This is a genomic window from Massilia sp. CFBP9012, from assembly GCF_034045115.1.
Classification (GTDB): Bacteria; Pseudomonadota; Gammaproteobacteria; order Burkholderiales; family Burkholderiaceae_D; genus Telluria.
This window is the reverse complement of sequence record NZ_JAXCWM010000008.1, coordinates 91,360-108,206: the sequence shown is the minus strand read 5'-3', so window position 1 is coordinate 108,206 and position 16,847 is coordinate 91,360. Positions and strand designations below refer to the sequence as shown.

At 63.5% G+C, this 16,847-nt stretch carries 19 protein-coding genes, 1 tRNA gene and 1 riboswitch; of the genes, 4 read left to right on the top strand and 16 right to left on the bottom strand.

The genetic code is table 11. The annotated features are described in order from the left end of the window. Positions 1-217 precede the first annotated feature (217 nt). The 5 genes from SOM61_RS14840 to SOM61_RS14820 form a co-directional block, all read right to left on the bottom strand. Positions 218-1,576, bottom strand: coding sequence for an ABC transporter permease (locus tag SOM61_RS14840; RefSeq protein WP_320474792.1), 1,359 nt, complete (start codon positions 1,574-1,576; stop codon positions 218-220). Continuing rightward, complete coding sequence (locus tag SOM61_RS14835) at positions 1,573-3,009, bottom strand: DUF3526 domain-containing protein (protein ID WP_320474791.1); 1,437 nt, start codon at positions 3,007-3,009, stop codon at positions 1,573-1,575. The genes SOM61_RS14840 and SOM61_RS14835 overlap by 4 nt, the downstream gene beginning before the upstream one ends. Next, positions 3,006-3,740: an ABC transporter ATP-binding protein gene (locus tag SOM61_RS14830; protein WP_414674995.1), complete on the bottom strand. Its 735-nt coding sequence runs from the start codon at positions 3,738-3,740 to the stop codon at positions 3,006-3,008. Before SOM61_RS14830 ends, SOM61_RS14835 begins: the two co-directional genes overlap by 4 nt. A 113-nt stretch (positions 3,741-3,853) precedes the next feature. Further along, positions 3,854-4,180 (bottom strand): hypothetical protein, encoded by a 327-nt coding sequence (locus SOM61_RS14825; protein WP_320474789.1) that lies wholly within the window; start codon positions 4,178-4,180, stop codon positions 3,854-3,856. Positions 4,181-4,283: 103 nt separating this feature from the next. Next, entirely contained in the window at positions 4,284-4,478 is a 195-nt protein-coding gene (locus SOM61_RS14820; RefSeq protein ID WP_320474788.1) for a hypothetical protein, read from the bottom strand. Between the two features lie 791 nt (positions 4,479-5,269). Here SOM61_RS14820 and SOM61_RS14815 point away from each other — a divergent pair. Genes SOM61_RS14815 through SOM61_RS14805 form a run of 3 tightly spaced genes read left to right on the top strand, consistent with a single transcriptional unit; the run spans position 5,270 to position 8,239 of the window. Beyond that, on the top strand, positions 5,270-6,439 hold the full coding sequence (locus SOM61_RS14815; RefSeq protein WP_320474787.1) for a CmpA/NrtA family ABC transporter substrate-binding protein: 1,170 nt from the start codon (positions 5,270-5,272) through the stop codon (positions 6,437-6,439). 39 nt (positions 6,440-6,478) lie between these two features. After that, positions 6,479-7,411 (top strand): nitrate ABC transporter permease, encoded by a 933-nt coding sequence (gene ntrB / locus SOM61_RS14810; protein ID WP_320474786.1) that lies wholly within the window; start codon positions 6,479-6,481, stop codon positions 7,409-7,411. 15 nt (positions 7,412-7,426) lie between these two features. Then, the gene (locus SOM61_RS14805; protein WP_320474785.1) at positions 7,427-8,239 is read left to right on the top strand and encodes an ABC transporter ATP-binding protein; all 813 of its coding nucleotides are present in this window, start codon (positions 7,427-7,429) and stop codon (positions 8,237-8,239) included. On the opposite strand, the gene SOM61_RS14800 is transcribed toward SOM61_RS14805, so the two are convergent. The 11 genes from SOM61_RS14800 to SOM61_RS14750 all read right to left on the bottom strand — a co-directional run bounded on the left by SOM61_RS14800 (position 8,240) and on the right by SOM61_RS14750 (position 15,181). Then, the gene (locus SOM61_RS14800) at positions 8,240-8,386 is read right to left on the bottom strand and encodes a hypothetical protein (RefSeq protein WP_320474784.1); all 147 of its coding nucleotides are present in this window, start codon (positions 8,384-8,386) and stop codon (positions 8,240-8,242) included. It lies immediately after the preceding gene. Positions 8,387-8,412: 26 nt separating this feature from the next. After that, positions 8,413-8,670, bottom strand: a complete 258-nt coding sequence (locus tag SOM61_RS14795) for a hypothetical protein (protein ID WP_123068712.1) — start codon at positions 8,668-8,670, stop codon at positions 8,413-8,415. Positions 8,671-8,753: 83 nt separating this feature from the next. Continuing rightward, a tRNA-Lys gene (locus tag SOM61_RS14790) sits at positions 8,754-8,829 on the bottom strand. 78 nt (positions 8,830-8,907) lie between these two features. Next, entirely contained in the window at positions 8,908-9,663 is a 756-nt protein-coding gene (ybgF, locus tag SOM61_RS14785; protein WP_320474783.1) for a tol-pal system protein YbgF, read from the bottom strand. A gap of 111 nt (positions 9,664-9,774) precedes the next feature. Then, a complete protein-coding gene (pal, locus tag SOM61_RS14780) occupies positions 9,775-10,299 on the bottom strand; it encodes a peptidoglycan-associated lipoprotein Pal (RefSeq protein WP_320474782.1) in 525 nt (174 codons plus the stop codon). Positions 10,300-10,333: 34 nt separating this feature from the next. After that, positions 10,334-11,605 (bottom strand): Tol-Pal system beta propeller repeat protein TolB, encoded by a 1,272-nt coding sequence (gene tolB / locus SOM61_RS14775; RefSeq protein WP_320474781.1) that lies wholly within the window; start codon positions 11,603-11,605, stop codon positions 10,334-10,336. A gap of 31 nt (positions 11,606-11,636) precedes the next feature. Next, positions 11,637-12,617: a cell envelope integrity protein TolA gene (gene tolA / locus SOM61_RS14770; protein WP_320474780.1), complete on the bottom strand. Its 981-nt coding sequence runs from the start codon at positions 12,615-12,617 to the stop codon at positions 11,637-11,639. A 10-nt stretch (positions 12,618-12,627) separates the two neighbouring features. After that, positions 12,628-13,059: a biopolymer transporter ExbD gene (locus SOM61_RS14765; RefSeq protein WP_123068693.1), complete on the bottom strand. Its 432-nt coding sequence runs from the start codon at positions 13,057-13,059 to the stop codon at positions 12,628-12,630. Between the two features lie 30 nt (positions 13,060-13,089). Continuing rightward, positions 13,090-13,773 (bottom strand): protein TolQ, encoded by a 684-nt coding sequence (gene tolQ, locus SOM61_RS14760; protein ID WP_147933456.1) that lies wholly within the window; start codon positions 13,771-13,773, stop codon positions 13,090-13,092. Positions 13,774-13,793: 20 nt separating this feature from the next. Next, positions 13,794-14,198, bottom strand: a complete 405-nt coding sequence (gene ybgC / locus SOM61_RS14755; RefSeq protein WP_320474989.1) for a tol-pal system-associated acyl-CoA thioesterase — start codon at positions 14,196-14,198, stop codon at positions 13,794-13,796. A gap of 236 nt (positions 14,199-14,434) precedes the next feature. Continuing rightward, on the bottom strand, positions 14,435-15,181 hold the full coding sequence (locus SOM61_RS14750) for an SDR family oxidoreductase (RefSeq protein WP_320474779.1): 747 nt from the start codon (positions 15,179-15,181) through the stop codon (positions 14,435-14,437). A gap of 169 nt (positions 15,182-15,350) precedes the next feature. Continuing rightward, positions 15,351-15,470, top strand: a riboswitch (ZMP/ZTP riboswitch). Between the two features lie 109 nt (positions 15,471-15,579). On the opposite strand from SOM61_RS14750, the gene glyA reads away from it, so the two are divergent. Continuing rightward, positions 15,580-16,827 (top strand): serine hydroxymethyltransferase, encoded by a 1,248-nt coding sequence (gene glyA / locus SOM61_RS14745; protein WP_320474778.1) that lies wholly within the window; start codon positions 15,580-15,582, stop codon positions 16,825-16,827. Positions 16,828-16,847: the final 20 nt, after the last annotated feature.

Sequence of the window (16,847 nt, the reverse complement as noted above, 5' to 3'; positions counted from 1 at the left end):
CGGGCACACTTGGGTTCCCGCCTCCGCGGGAACGACGTGGTTTTTCCTATGAAGCGGGCTTATTCAAGCGCCCGAAATTATTCCGGACATCAGTGCGCGCAGGCGGGGACCCAAGTTTCTCGGTAGACCACTTATGTAAATTGAAGTGGCTGCGCGTATTAACTTGGGTCCCCGCCTGCGCGGGGACGACGTTTTGGGGGTAACGAAAAAAATGGCGTTAGCGTGGGGCGCGCAGCTTGCGTAGCCCGATCGCGAGCAATGCGAACGCCAGCACCCCCAGCGCCAGCAACTGGCCCACCGGCAGGCCGCCAGGCATCGCCACATGCTCATACCGCGGCAGGTTCGCCAGATCGTCCTGCGTCATCGCCCGCTCTTCGAACAGATACGGATAGAAGAACCTTCGCAGCTGCGTGTGATAGGCCGCGATGCGGTCCTGGTACGCCAGCTGCCCCAACAGGTCGGTATCGGCCAGGCGATGCAGCAGCACCTGCACATTCACCGACGCCAGCACGAGGCCGACGCGCGCCGTCCAGTCCTCGCGCGCCTGCAGGCTGGCGCGGTATTGCGCGACGTCGGCGGCCACCGCGTCGTCGCCCGCCTGGTGCATCGCGTAATACCATTTCCAGTGAAAGCGCCCCTCGACCGGCGGCGTATCCTTCCATTCGGGATGGCTGACGAAGAACTTCGCGAAGGTTTCGGGCTTCGGGATGTCCCAGCCCGAGTGCACGGCCTGGCGCTGCGCCAGCGCCAGCTCGACGCCTTTGGAGACCGGCGACAGGCGCGCGATCGCGGCATCGGCCAGGGTCGGCAGGATCATCGTCAGGCCGACCAGGCAGGCCAGCAGGATCGCGGCGGCGCTGCTCGAGGTGCGGGCGCGTGCGGCGACCCAGCTGGCGAGACCGAACCAGAAGGCGAGATAGAGCGTGGCCACCAGTGCGATCGCCGCGAAGCCCGCCAACCCGGCGCCGGCCGCCAGCGCGCCACATGCCAGCGGCAGCAGGGTGGCCAGCCACACCAGGCCATAGCGCAAGCCGACCCGGCGGCGCCAGGTGTTGGCGGCGGTGGCAGGGAGCGACGCCAGCAGCCGCAGGCGGCCGGCCTCGCGCTCGCTCGAGACCAGGTCGTGCATCAGCGCGATGACGAACAGCGGCGCCAGGAATACCAGCACGAAGGCGAAGTCGAAGCGGCCCGGCATGGCCAGCTCGGGGTTGATGGCTTCGGACTCGTACAGCTGCGAGTGCAGGCCGAGCAGGCGCACGCGCAATGCCTGCGGCTGCAGGTCGCGCTGGCCGATCGCCGCGAAGGCCAGCGGCGATGGCGGGTTCACCGTCAGGTGCGGCAGATAGTAGCCGACCGAGCCGGCTTCGGCCGCGCCGCCCTTGAGCTGCTTGGCGGCGACGGCGGCGAAGTCCTGCGCGTGGCTGGCGGCGATGCGCTCGAGCGCCGCGCGCTGCTGGCTCACGGCCTGCAGTCCGGTCCAGACCGACAGCGCGCACAAGAGCGCCAGCAGCACGACGGCGCCGACGGCCAGCCTGGAATGCGCGACCTGGCGCAGTTCGAATTTCAGCGTGTTCATTTGGCCTTCCTTTCGAGGCGTTTCGCGATCGGGTAAGCGGCGCCGAACAGGGCCAGCAGCCAGCCGCCCAGCACCGCGAAGGCGGGCCAGGCGTGGCGCGCGGCCACCTCGGCAAAGGGTGCGGGCGGGTAGCCGAAGCGCGGCGTGTCGTTCCAGTGATGCTTGTCGATGCGTTCGTCGCCGGCGCCTTGCGGCGACACGACGTTGGCGTGCAGGCCGTTGAGCGACTGGACGAAGGCGTAGCGGTATTTTTCTCCCTCCATCAGGAAGCGCGCGTGGCTGTCGAGGTTGGTGCCGGCCAGCGCGGTCGACATGCGGCGCAGCGCGATCACGGGGCTGAACAGGCTGGCCGAGTGCACGATCGCATTCTCCTGGCGCTGGCGCGCGAAGTCGGCGCGCATGAACTCGTCGAACAGTTCGCTCGTCATGCGTTCGCCTTCGGCCATCAACAGGCCGCCATAGTTCACCGGCAGGTCTTCGACCCGCTGCACGCCGTATTTCTCCAGCGTGCGCGCGCGGAAGGCATTGAAGTAGGGATCGTCGGGATTGTGGCTGTCGCCGATCGCCGCCAGGCGCTCGTGGATCGCGACCTCGGTTTCGATCCGGCTCGGCCGGCCGATGTCGTCGGCGGCAAAGTCGGGCATCACGCGCGGCAGCAGGATCGCGGTGACGATCCAGCCGGCCACCAGGGCCAGCAAGGCGTCGCGCGCACGCGGCAGGCTGCTCGAAACGAGCACCGCCGCCACCACCCACAGCAGCAGATAGAGCGCATACCCGAGCAGCAGCGTCAGCGCCTGCGGCGCCACGGCCGCATGCAGCAGCGCGATCGCGACCAGTGCGACAAAGGCGGGCGCGCCGAGCAGCAGCGCCACGCCGGCATGCGCGGCCAGCTTGCCGAGCAATAGCGTCGCGCCGGGGATGCCCTGCACGATCTGCAGGCGCAACTGGCCGCGCTCGCGCTCGCGCGCCACGCTGCCGAAGGCCAGGAACACGATCAGCAAGGGCGTGAGCACCTGCAGCACGAAGGCTGGCGTGAGCTGGCCGAAGCGCAGCAGCACCGAGGACTGGCCGGCGTCGCTGAAGTTGGCGCTGTTCTGGCGGTGGCCTTCGAGGAATAGCGTGTTGCCGGTGAAGGGGTCGACGCCGAAATCGAAGAAGGCGAGGGGGCTCAATGGACGGAACACGTAATGCCCGTAGTGCACCACGCGGTGCGGGTGGCGGTCGGGCTGGTTATTCCACTGCTCGTCGGCCGTGCCTTGAAAGCGCGCGCGCTCGGCGTTCACGGCGTCGACACGCTCATGGCTGACCAGGATCGCGGCCAGCGTCAGCGCCAGCATCAGGATGCCGGCGGCCACCGCCACCTGGTTGCGCAGCATGGCGCGCCACTCGCTGCGGGCGATGGCGGGCAGCGCCTGCATCAGGGTGGCGCTCATGCCGCATCCTTTGCCTGGCTCGTTCCCGCATAGCGCCGGTACAGGTCGCGCACGTCGTAGCGTTCATCTCCGCTGGCCGCGACTTCGTGGTTGATGTGGCCGCGCTCGAGAAAGCCGATGCGGTCGGCCACCTCGGCCGCCCCCAATAGATCGTGGGTGACCATGAAGATCGCACTGCCGCGTGCACGCAGGCCTTGCAGCAGGGCGTTGAATTCGCTGGTGGCTTGCGGATCGAGGCCGGTGGTGGGTTCGTCCAGCAGCAGCACCGGCACCTGCCGCGCCACGGCCAGCGCGATCGCGACCTTCTGGCGCATGCCTTTCGAGTAGCCGCTGAGGCGCCGCCGCCAGGCCGAGGCATCCAGGCGCACGGCGTTCAGGGCCTCGTCGATGGTGGCATCGGTCCAGCTGCTGCCCGCCAGGCGCAGGAAGTATTCGATATTCTCGCGCGCGTCCAGGTGCTCGTACAGGGCGACGTTCTCCGGCACATAGGCCAATTGGCCGCGCGCCGCCAGCGGGTCGGCGGCGACGTCGATGCCGCACACGCGCACGCTGCCCGAGCGGGGCACCGTGAAGCCGAGGAAGGTGTTCATGGTGGTCGATTTGCCGGCGCCGTTGCCGCCCAGGAGGGCATAGATTTCGCCGCGCGCGACGCGCAGCGACAGCTCGTTGAGCACGGGCGTGGACTGGTAGGCGACGGTCACGCCGTTCGCTTCCAGGGCAGGAGTAGTCATGGTCATCGTGGTCCTTTGTGGTGAAGCTGAAATGGTGGGCGCACGCCGTTCGCGAATGCGCATGCGCGCCCGCAGGCCGGTTTGACGCGACCCGCGAGGGATTCAAAGACGGATCAGTGGCGCGGAGGCGCCTGGCGGGAAGGAATCAGATAGCGGCGCAGGACGACCGGCGCGGGGCGCGGCAGGCGTGCAAGGACGAAGGCGATGATGAGGAAGAGCGCCAGCAGTTGTGGCGATGCCGCGGGAAGGTCGGCGGTGGAATGGGAAGCGATCTGGCAGCTGACGCAGTCGGACAGCTGTTCGGACAGGTCATGGTCGTGGAACGAGGCGCCCACGAGTTGAAGGGCAAGGATCAGCGCGCACAGGCAGGCCAGCACCCGGCGCAGGGGGGCGCTCGCTGCACAATAAGGTGCGTGCTGACGTGTGGCCTGGAACTGCATGCGATCCCGATCGACGATGATGCGGGGCAGTATAGCCCAGCCGGCATCGAGCCGACAACCTGGGCAACAACCGGGCCGCACGCAGCATGGCGCACGGCAGGGCTTACTCGAAGTTGATCAGCAGCGCGGTCAGGCCGATGCAGGCGGCGGCGATGACGCCGATGCGGGTGCGCAGGCGGCGGCCGCTGGAGACGATGTCCTTGGCGATGCCGCGCCTCGGCGCGCGTGGGTTGCTGCGGTCGACCGCGGTGGCTGCGTGGATCGCAGAATGGTGGCGTTCGGTATGTTCGGTGTTCATGGTTAACTCCAACGCCGTCTCGAATGGAGACAGGCAAATCAATGAATGGCCGGCGTGAGCCGGGCGAAATATGAAGATGGTTCGCCGGTCAGGCGCGCGGTGCGCGCTGGGCGGAAGCGGATTTACTGACAACTGCGCCGGCCCGCCGCTGTCTGGTGACGCTGGCTGGAGTGAGGCGGGCGGTGGATGCGTGACATGCGGATGCCAGTACAAAAGCTTCGAAATCGGTATCCGGGACGAGAGCAAGACATGCAAGTCGGGCTGCGTTCCGGACGTTATTTATTTTACATGTGTGCCCGGTATATACAAGGGGCGCACGATTGAGACAACGGATGTTTTCTCAGTGCAACAACCCATCCTAGCATGCCGTATGCGGTAGCAGAAGGGCGTATTTGCAGGTTCTCTGCACTGACGCAACAGCCCGTCCAAAATGATGCGCTGCGCAATCGCAGTGCGCCATTTCCGCCATCGCGCGGTGCGCCGGAGGTGCGAAATGACGGCGCGCCACTCTGCGTGCTCGCTGGCATGAAGATTGCGTAATCGTCATCAGCGCAATGGAGCGCTGCGTGCGCCGCCAACGAAGGCAGCGCCCACCAAGACAACGACGTCTACCGGAACATGAATGCGTTCATGTCGGGTACGCGTCTTTTTTTTTGCCTGACTACATTGGGATTGCGATGAAAAATCAGAAGCTTGAAGCGAAGAGCGTAGCGACGGCGGATGTCGGCGAAGTCGACGTCACGCGCAGGAAGGTCATTCATGGCGCAGGTCTGGTAGCGGGAGGAAGCTTGATGGGGCTGGCAACGGGCGGCGTGTGGGCGGCGGGTTCGGACAAGCCGGAAAAGACCGAGATCAAGATCGGGTTTATCCCACTGACCGATTGTGCGTCGGTGGTGATGGCCTCGGTGCTGGGCTTGGACAAGAAGCACGGCGTGAAATTCGTGCTGAGCAAGGAAGCGTCGTGGGCCGGCGTGCGCGACAAGCTGGCCAACGGCGACCTGGATGCGGCCCACGTGCTGTACGGGCTGCTGTATGGCGTCCAGATGGGCATCGGCGGGCAGCGCAAGGACATGGCGGTGCTGATGGGCCTGAACAACAACGGCCAGGCGATCACGCTCTCGAAGCAGCTGGCGACCAAGGGCGCCGTGGATGGCCAGTCGCTGGCCAAGGTGATGCGCACCGAAAAACGCGAATTCACCTTCGCCCAGACCTTCCCGACCGGCACCCACGCGATGTGGCTGTACTACTGGCTGGCGGCGAACGGCATCAACCCGATGAAGGAAGCGAAAGTCATCACGGTGCCGCCGCCGCAGATGGTGGCCAATATGCGGGTCGGGAATATGGACGGCTTCTGCGTCGGTGAACCGTGGGGCCACCGCGCCATCATGGACGGCATCGGCATCACCGCCATCACGACCCAGGACATCTGGCGCGACCATCCGGAGAAGGTGCTGGGCTCGACCCTGGAGTTCGCGAAGAAGCACCCCAACACCTGCCGCGCCATGATGGCCGCCATCATCGAGGCCGGCCGCTGGATCGACGCCTCGATGGCCAACAAGAACAAGATGGCCGAAGTCATCGCCGCCAAATCGTACGTCAACACCAGCAAGGACGCGATCGACCAGCGCATCATGGGCCGCTACCAGAACGGCCTTGGCAAGACCTGGGACGACCAGAACTACATGAAGTTCTACAACGACGGCGCGGTCAACTTCCCGTATCTGTCGGACGGCATGTGGTTCATGACCCAGCATCGCCGCTGGGGCCTGCTCAAGCAGGATCCGGACTACCTGGCCGTGGCCAGCGCGGTCAACCAGGTTGCGCTGTACAAGGACGCGGCGACCGTGGCCAAGGCGCCGGTGCCTGCGAGCCCGATGCGCAGCTCGAAGCTGATGGACGGCACCGTATGGGACGGCAAGGACCCGAAAGCCTACGCCGCCTCGTTCAAGGTCAGGGTCTGATTTTCATTTGCTGTCATCTTGTGTGAATAGGGGAATGCCATGAACGCTATCCTGAAATCCGAACGCCATGCGCCTGCAGGTGGCGGCGCGACCGTTGTTACGTTGCCGCTCGCCGTCGACGCGCCAGTCGCCAGTGCCGCCAGTGCCGCACCTCCCGCGCGCAAGCCGGCGCCCGTCGTGCGCGGCGCGCAGCCGTTCGCCAGGGCGGTGAAGGCGGTCTTGCCGCCGCTGGTGGGCCTGGCATTCGTCGTGCTGGTGTGGCAGCTGATCGCCACCCGCAACGAGGCCTTCCCGTCGCCGCTGATGACCTTCCAGGAAGCGCTCAAGCTGTTCGCCGATCCCTTCTATCACAACAGCCCGAACGACCAGGGCATCGGCTGGAACGTGCTGGCATCGCTCAAGCGGGTAGCGGTGGGCTTCGGGCTGGCGGCGCTGGTGGGCATTCCGCTGGGTTTCGTCATTGGGCGGGTGAAGTTCGTGAACGGCATGTTCGGCCCGATCATCAGCCTGTTGAAACCCGTGTCGCCGCTGGCCTGGCTGCCGATTGGCCTCTTGGTGTTCAAGTCGGCCGATCCGGCGGCGATCTGGTCGATCTTTATCTGCTCGATCTGGCCGATGATCATCAATACGGCGGTCGGCGTGCAGCGCGTGCCGCAGGATTACATGAACGTGGCGCGCGTGCTGAACCTGTCGGAGTGGAAGATCCTGACCAAGATCCTGCTGCCGTCGGCGCTGCCGTACATCCTGACCGGCGTGCGCCTCGCCATCGGCACCGCGTGGCTGGTGATCGTGGCGGCCGAGATGCTGACCGGCGGCGTGGGCATCGGCTTCTGGGTGTGGGACGAGTGGAACAACCTGAACGTGGCGAACATCATCATCGCCATCGTCGTGATTGGCGTGGTGGGTCTGCTGCTCGAGCAGGCGCTGGTGGCGCTGGCGCGGGCGCTGACGCACGAACAAGTGGCTAACTGATTAAGGAGCGCGATCATGGATGACCTTCAAACCAAATTCATCGACATCACCGGCGTGGAGATGGCGTTTCATACGAAGAAGGGCGTGTTCCAGGCGCTGCAGGGCATCGACCTGGCGGTGCGCAAGGGCGAGTTCATTACGCTGATCGGGCACTCGGGCTGCGGCAAGTCGACCTTGCTGAACCTGATCGCCGGCTTGTTGAAACCGACGGCGGGCGTGCTGCTGTGCGCGAATCGCGAGATCGCCGGGCCGTCGCCGGAGCGGGCGGTGGTGTTCCAGAATCACTCGCTGCTGCCCTGGCTGACCTGTTATGAGAATATCCATCTCGGGGTCGAGCGGGTGTTTGGCGGAGCCGAGACGCGGATTCAGCTGCGCGAGCGGACCATGGCTGCGTTGGCGCTGGTGGGCCTGACCAGTGCCGAGGCGAAGCGGCCGCATGAGATATCGGGCGGCATGAAGCAGCGGGTGGGCATCGCGCGGGCGTTGGCGATGGAGCCGAAGGTGCTGCTGATGGATGAGCCGTTCGGTGCGCTCGATGCGTTGACGCGGGCGCATTTGCAGGATGAGCTGCTCAAGATCGTTGCGGCGACCAAGTCCACGGTGGTGATGGTGACGCACGATGTGGATGAGGCGGTGTTGCTGTCGGATCGGATCGTGATGCTGACGAATGGGCCGGCTGCGACGATCGGCGAAATCGTCGAGGTGTCACTGGAACGACCGCGCGATCGGGTCGCGCTCGCGCAGGATCTGCGCTATACCGAGCACCGGAAGGCGGTGCTGGAGTTCCTGTATCGCAAACAGGCGCATCCGGCGGCGGAAGCCGCGTAGCTAGCCAGGCGCCGGTCGCGGATAGAACTTCCACAGGAAGGAAGGTACCGACTGGCGCCATTCTTTGCGATACGGCTCGACCGCAAAGGAATGGGTCGAGTAGACGAGGCCATCGACAGTCATGTGCTCGGCGAAGTCCATCGTCATGGGTGCTCCTCCAGCTCAAGACGGACTCAGGGGGCTTTCTTTTTCTGCACCTGGCGCTGCTGCTGCTTGCGCTGCGTCTGGTTGCGGTTCTGCTTGGCTTCGTACAGCGCGACGGCGTCCAGCTTGGCCTGGGCGACCGTACGGAGTTCTTCCTTGTCGTCGTGCGCGACGAAGTACTCTGCGTCCTGTGCATCGACCACCAGTTTGATCGCTGCTTCGTCGTCGAGGTTGTAGATCTCGGTGAGCAGGGTCGTTACTTCATCGAGGAAGTCTTCGTAAGTCATGGCGCTATCGTCCTTGATCAAAAGGGAAATAATAAGGTAAAAACAAAAACGCCAGCCCGAAGGCTGGCGTTTCTGAGAATCTTTGGTAGGCCGTGCGTGGCTCGAACACGCGACCAACGGATTAAAAGTCCGCTGCTCTACCAACTGAGCTAACGACCCGAAGAAACGAGATTATAGAGCCCGGCCTCGAACCTGTCAATTGCCGAGCCCGATCAGGGCGATGCTAACGCCTGACAATCACTTTAGCGACGCCAACCGATCGCGCGCCGTCTGCGCCGCGCTCGAGTCCGGATACTTGGACACCAGCGTCTGCAGCGACTTCTTCGCGTTCTTGTTGTCCTTCAGCAGGGCGTAGCTGCTGGCGATGTTCAGCATGGCGTCCGGCACCTTGGCGCTGTCGGCGTAGGTGGTGGTCACGACCTGCTGGGCCGCGATGGCCTTCTTGTAGTCGCCCAGTGCGTAATAAGTGTTGCCCAGCCAGTACTGCGCATTCGACGCGTAGGCCGATTGCGGATACTGCTTGACGAATTCCTGCAGCGCGACGGAGGCGCCCTTGTAGTCGCCCGACTGGAACTGGGCGGTGGCGGCCTCGTAGGCGGTCTTCTCGGTCGGCATCACTTCGGCGGTCTGGCCATCGATGACTTCCTGGCGCGGCTCGAACCGTTTCATGCGTGCGTCGAGGTCGGCGTACAGCTGCTTCTGGCTTTCCTGGGCCTTGGACAATTCATTCTGCAGCACTTCGATCTGGCCGCGCAGGCGTGCGATCTCGCGCATGGTCTGCTCATGCTGGTTCAGCATCTCGATCTGGACCGTCTTGTCCGACTTGCCGTCGATGCGCGCGGTCAGGTCGCGCGTGATGTTGTCGACCTTGGTGCGTAGCTCAAGGATGGCTTTGCGCGCTTCGTTGTCATCGAACGGGCCGGCCACGGCGTGCAGCGGCATCCACAGGGCCAGGACGAGGCAGGCGAGGCGGGACGGAGACAGTTTGATCATAAGCGTTGCTCTTTCTAAACCGGTTGCTGAGATAAAACGGGGCGGGTAGCAGTCTGCACTGCGTCCCGCCCCATGTCAATCAACGCTGATCGGCCCGATCAGCTGGATTGATTACTGATAAACGATGTCAGCGCGGCGGTTTTCAGCCCAGGCCTCTTCGTTGCTGCCGGTTGCTTTCGGCTTTTCTTCGCCCAGCGAGACGGCTTCCATCTGGCCTTCCGACACGCCCAGCGACGACATCGAGCGGCGGACGGCTTCAGCACGCTTCTGGCCCAGGGCCAGGTTGTACTCGGTGCCGCCGCGTTCGTCGGTGTTGCCTTGGATCAGGACTTTACGCGAGGTGTTCTTGGTCAGGTAGCCCGAGTGGTTCTGCACCACTGGCTGGCCGTCGGCACGGACCACGAAGCTGTCGTAGTCGAAGTAGACGCTACGATTGGCCAGGACGCCTTTTGGATCGTTCAGTGGGTCGACGGTGCCGGTTTCCACTGGACGGATATCACGTGCGTCAGCCACTGGTGCTGCTGGCTCTGGCGACTTTTCAACGACTGGGGTGTCTTCCAGTTTGGTTGGCGACGAGCAAGCGGCCAGCAGGGCGGCAGCGGAAGCGATGAAGGCGAGACTCTTGAAGTTGCGCATGGATTTTCTCCTGTTCTGGTTAAGGTTTTACTTCTTACTTCATGAAAGGACCCCAGCTGGGCTCCCGAATGTTTCCCGCTTTGGTCGTCAAGCGTTGCTTGACCCGTCCATCCACAGACACCACTGCAAGCGAGACGCGCCCGCCGCCCTTGGTTGCATACATGATGTACTTGCCGTTAGGCGAAAAACTCGGTTCGGTGGCCCCATCGGCCAGGCGAAGTTCCCGGCCGCTTGCCAGGTCCATCGCGTATAAGGAGAAAGCGCCGCCGCGCTGCGAAATCCAGGCCAGCGTCTTGCCGTCGGACGACACGCGTGGGCTGATGTTGTAGTTGCCGTTGAACGTCACACGGGTGGCGTTGCCGCCCGAGACGCTCATTTTGTAGATCTGAGGGCCGCCGCTGCGGTCGCTCGTAAAGTAAATGGTCTGGCCGTCGGCCGAGAATTGCGGCTCGGTGTCGATAGCCGGATTATTGGTCAGGCGACGGTGGCCGCTGCCGCTCGAATTGACGGTGTAGATTTCGGTGTTGCCGTCCTGCGACAGGGCGACGGCCAGGGTCGAGCCGTCCGGCGACCAGGAAGGCGCGGAGTTATTGCCCTTCTGGTTCGAGATCACGTTGCGGCGACCGGTCATCAGGTCTTGCAGGTAGACCACCGGCTTGCGGTTTTCCATCGAGACGTAGGCGACCTTCATGCCGTCCGGCGACCAGGCCGGCGAAATGATCGGTTCCTTGCCCTGGGTCGCGATGATCTCGTTCTCGCCGTCGGCGTCGGCCACGGCTAGCGCGAAGCGGCTTGCCGCGCGGTCTTCCTTCACATACGCGATGCGGGTCGAGAAGATGCCGCGCACGCCGGTCAGCTTTTCATAGATGTCGTCGGCGATGCGGTGCGCCTGCAGGCGGGTGTAGCGGGGCTGGACTTCGCCGCCCAGCTGCGAGATTTCGCCGCCCTTGACGGTGTCGAGCAGCTTGTAGCGGATCGCGAAGCGGCCGTCCGGCTGGCGCGCCACGCTGCCGACCACCAGCGCGTCGGCGCCACTGGCCTTGAATGCGCCAAGGTTGACCTGGCCGACGTCGGCATCGCTGATCACCTGGCCGGCGTCGATGACCTTGAACACGCCGCTGCGCTCGAGGTCGGCGCGGATGACGGCCGAGACCTTGTCAGGAGCGACGGATTCGTCGGCAAAGGCGGCGATGGCCACCGGAATCTGGTTGCTGCCAACGCCGGCGATTTCGATCTGGATCTGCGCATTGGCTGTAGTCCCTATCGCAAGGGAAACGCTGAACAGCAAAATGTGAAGTTTTTTCATGGTGTCTCTAGTAAAACTGGTTCGAACCGAATCAATCGTAATCTTTCATCGAGAAATTCACGTCAAGCGTACGCTCCACGGTCCCGTCCTTCTTCTTGGGAAGTGGAGATGCTTTCTTGATACCATTTTCCACTGCTCTGTCAAATTCTGGCACACCGCTGCTTTTCACGAGGCGTACCGACATGATTTCGCCGGTTGGCAACTGCTCCACCCGGAAGGTGGCGCGTGGATTGCCGCCCACGTCGGTATTGCCCGGATACGCCGTCGCGCTCTTGATCGCGGCCGTAATCGCGGCGATGTAACCGCCATCGCTGCGTGGCCCCGTCGATTTCGCGACGGTGCCGGTGCTGCCCATGGCGCCGGCCATGCGCTTGAGTTCTTCCTGGCGGAATTTCTCCAGCTTGGCGGCCTCGGCCTTGGCGGCAGCGGCTTCCTTTTTCTTCTTCTCGGCAGCAGCCGCGTCGGCCTTCTTCTTCTCGGCGGCTTCGTTCTTCTTGCGCTCGGCTTCCTCGAGTTTCTTTTTCTCGGCTTCCTCGCGTTTTTTCTGTTCGGCTTCTTCGCGTTTCTTCTCTGCGGCTTCCTCGCGCTTCTTCTCCTCGGCTTCCTTGCGCTTCTTGTCTTCAGCAGCAACCTTCTTCGCTTCTTCTTCCTTGCGCTTCTTTTCCTCGCGCAGCGCAATCTCCGGATCCGGCGTCGGCGCAGGACGCTCCACCACCGGCTCCGGTGGAGGAGGCGGCGGCGGCGGTTCCGGCGCGGGCTCGGGTTCCGGCTGCGGCTCGGGTTCCGGCGCCGGCTCGGGCGGCAATTCGGGCGCCGCGGCGGTCTGCACCGACATATCCCACACCTCGGCCTCGACCGATACCGGGTTGACCTTCTGCCAGCTCACGCCGATCGCAAGGAAGGCCAGCAGCGCCGCGTGCACCGCCACCGCCAACAGGAACGATGGCAGTGGTTTCGGTTCTGGCGGCACGTAGTAGGGCGCGCCGTCGTTGGCTGACTTCTTTGCGGTCATATCTTCGGCGTCACTGGGTGGCCAGGCCGACCCGGTTGATGCCCATCTTCTTGGCTTCCGAAATCAGCTGGATCACGTCGTCGTACTTGCTGTCGCGGTCGCCGGCGATCAGGACCGGAAAGTCCGGATTCTCTTCGTGCAGCGCGCGCAGGCGCTGCAGCAGGGCGGAGCGGTCGGCCACTTCGTCCTGGGCGACCTTGACCTTGCCGTGCACGCCGATCGACAGCTTGTTGCCCGGCTCGATGGAAATCTGGATATACGTGTCCGGCGGCAGCGCGGATTTCTCGGCGCGCGGCAGATTGACGACACTCGGCGCCTCATTCGCAGGCACCGCCATGAAAATGATGAGCAGCACCAGCATCACGTCGATATACGGCACGACGTTGATCTCGGCTTTGAACTTGCGGCGACGTCCGCCGCGCATGCTGCTGGAAAATGACATCCCGATACTCTCCCGGTTCTCGTGGGCGGATCAGCGCGACTGGCGCTGGAGGATGTTCGAGAATTCTTCGACGAAGCTCTCGAAGCGGTTCGCCAGGCGGTCGATGTCGTGGGTGAAGCGGTTGTACGCGACCACGGCAGGGATTGCGGCGAACAGGCCGATCGCGGTCGCGATCAGCGCTTCGGCGATGCCGGGAGCGACCACCGCCAGGGTGGCTTGCTCGACGCTGGCCAGGCCGCGGAACGAGTTCATGATGCCCCACACGGTGCCCAAGAGGCCGATGTACGGCGAGACCGAACCGACCGAGGCCAGGAAGTTCAGGTGCGAATCGAGGGTGTCGAGTTCACGCTGGAACGAGGCGCGCATGGCGCGGCGGGCGCCGTCGAGCACCGAGTTCATGTCCAGGGCTTCGCGCGAAGCCTGCTTGCCCTTGATGAATTCGCCCATGCCGGCCTCGAAGATGCGGGCCAGGGGGCCGCTCTGGTCGCGCTGGCTGCTGGCGCTCTGGTGCAGGGTGTGCAGGTTGCCGCCGGCCCAGAAGCTGCGCTCGAACTGTTCGGTCTGCGCGCGCGCGGCGCGGATCGCGAAGATCTTACGGAAAATATAAGTCCAGCTCACGATCGACAGCAACAGCAGCAATGCCATGATCAGCTGCACCAGGATATGGGCATTGGCGATCAGGGAGACAAACGAAAGGTCGTGGGTTGCAGTCATGGCTCAACTTATATGATTTTTCAGGCGGCACGCATTTTAGCAGCCACGTCGTCGGGCAGGGAGCGGGGGCGAGTGGTTCTTACGTCAACACAGCCGATTTTCACGTTGGCCGAATTGAGCAGCACCTCGCCGCGCCATGCTTCCTGGAGAAACTGAATTGAAGCGCCGCCCACTTTTGCCACGCTGGTGCGGATGCTCAGTTCATCGTCGAGACGGGCGGCCCAGCGGTAATCGAGGGTCATGCTCCTGACGACGAAGGCCGTATGGTCGGCGTCGATCAGTGCTTGTTGTTCGATCCCGAGCGCGCGCAGGAACTCGGTACGGCCACGCTCGAAGAACTTCAGGTAGTTGGCATGATAGACAATGCCTCCGGCGTCGGTATCTTCGTAATAAACCCTGACTTGCCAGTTATACACTGAAGGCATTCTTTGTTGCCGAATTAATGAAAACGGGAAATATTTTACGCGACTTTCCACTTTAATATGTACGCTGACGTACGTTGAAAGCGGAAAAGTTTTACGTACTGATAGCACGGTGTCGTGCTTTTGAGCAGTAGTAGACTTGAAACGTAGTTAAAAGACCAATCACTGTAACACTTTCTCACAAATAATAGGTATGGGATTGGTCGTCATGGTCAGCTATCGGGGAAGATACAAGCCGATTAGCCCCGGCGCACTGCGAACGGCGAGAATCCCTGGCAGGTCGGCATGAGCTCGATGCTGTTGACATTGACGTGCGGCGGCAGCGTCGCGATCCAGAAGGCGGTGTCGGCGATGTCCTTCGCGGTCAGCGGTTGCGTGCCCTCGTAGACCTTGGACGCGGCCGCGTCGTCGCCCTTGAAGCGCACGTTCGAGAATTCGGTGCCGCCGCACAGGCCCGGCGCGATATTGGTGGCGCGCACGCCGGTGCCGACCAGGTCGGCGCGCAGGTTCAGCGTGAACTGCTCGACGAAGGCTTTGGTGGCCCCATACACATTGCCGCCCGGGTAAGGATAGTGGCCGGCCACCGAGCCGATATTGATCACCAGGCCGCTGCCGCGCGCCACCATGTCCGGCAGCACGGCGCGGGTCATGGTCACCAGGCCCTGGCAGTTGGTGGCGATCATGGTGTCCCAGTCGGCCAAAGGCACTTCGTAGGCCGGCGCCGTGTTCAGGGCCAGGCCGGCATTGTTCACCAGCACGTCGATCTGTTTCCACTCGGGCGGCAGGTTAGAGATGGCGGCCTCGATCGAGGCGCGGCTGGTGACGTCCAGGGTCACGGCCAGGGCGGCCTCGCCCAGTTCGCGCGCCAGCTCGGCGATGCGGTCGGTGCGGCGCGCGGCCAGGACGACGCGGTGGCCGTGGGAGACGAAAGTGCGCGCCATTTCGGCGCCGAAGCCGGCCGATGCGCCGGTGATGAAGACGTTCATGATGGGTCCTTGGATGGCAACAGGGTGACAGGCGAGAGAGGCAAGGCGCACTGCCGAACCGTAAAATTGTAGCCGAAACGACCATCAGTCCGCTGAGGGGCGCGCATTCTCGGCCGGCACAGCGGTTTCCTTGCCCTACGATGGGGAGTTCAGTACAATTTGGAGTCCTTACGTCTCACGTAACTGGCGAAACACCGCGTGTGCGCACCATTCGGATGCACGGCGCGGCAAAGGTGGGCACCCACCGGGGAACGTGAGACGCCATACGCCGTTCGCCTGGGCAGCCATCAACCGGTACGCGTTCGACCGCGGTTGCCTGCGCCCGTGCCTACGGCCCGCCCCGGCTCCCGCCTTCCTATGCCACCAGTTGCCTGGATTACTATCGATTGGAGTTTTACATGTTTGCCAAAGATCATACGCTCGCCAATATCGACCCGGAACTGTGGGATGCAATTCAAAAAGAAAACGTTCGCCAGCAAGACCACATCGAGCTGATCGCCTCCGAGAACTACACCTCGCCTGCCGTGATGGAAGCGCAGGGCTCGCAGCTGACCAATAAATATGCCGAAGGCTATCCGGGCAAGCGCTACTACGGCGGCTGCGAATACGTCGACGTCGCCGAGCAGTTGGCGATCGACCGCCTGAAGGAACTGTTCGGCGCTGAAGCCGCCAACGTCCAGCCGAACTCGGGTTCGCAAGCCAACCAGGGCGTGTTCTTCGCCATGCTCAAGCCGGGCGACACCATCATGGGCATGTCGCTGGCCGAAGGCGGCCACCTGACCCACGGCATGTCGCTGAACATGTCCGGCAAATGGTTCAACGTCGTTTCGTACGGCCTGACCCCAGAAGAAGACATCGACTACGAAGCCCTTGAGAAGCAAGCCCACGAGCACAAGCCGAAGATGATCATCGCCGGCGCGTCGGCGTTCGCCCTGCGTATCGATTTCGAGCGCATCGCCAAGGTCGCCAAAGATGTCGGCGCCTACTTCATGGTCGACATGGCCCACTACGCCGGCCTGATCGCCGCTGGTGAATACCCGAACCCGGTGCCGTTCGCCGACTTCGTCACCTCGACCACCCACAAATCGCTGCGCGGCCCGCGCGGCGGCATCATCCTGATGAAGGCCGAGCACGAGAAGGCCATCAACTCGGCGATCTTCCCTGGCATTCAGGGCGGCCCGCTGATGCACGTGATCGCCGGTAAGGCCGTCGCGTTCAAGGAAGCGCTGTCGCCGGAGTTCAAGCAATACCAGAAGCAGGTCGTCAAGAATGCGAAAGCACTTGCTGAAACCCTGATCGCACGTGGCCTGCGTATCGTTTCGGGTCGTACCGAATCGCACGTGATGCTGGTCGACCTGCGCGCCAAGGGCCTCACCGGCAAGGAAGCGGAAGCGATCCTGGGCCAGGCTCACATGACCTGCAACAAGAACGGCATCCCGAACGACCCGCAGAAGCCATTCGTCACCTCGGGCATCCGCCTGGGCAGCCCGGCCTTCACCACCCGCGGCTTCAAGGAAGAAGACGCGGTCACCGTGGGCAACCTGATCGCCGACGTGCTGGACAACCCGCACGACGCCGCGACCATCGAGCGCGTCAAGGGCGAAGTCAAGAAGCTGACCGACAAGTACCCGGTCTACGCGCGTTAATTGCAATTCTCCCGGACCGG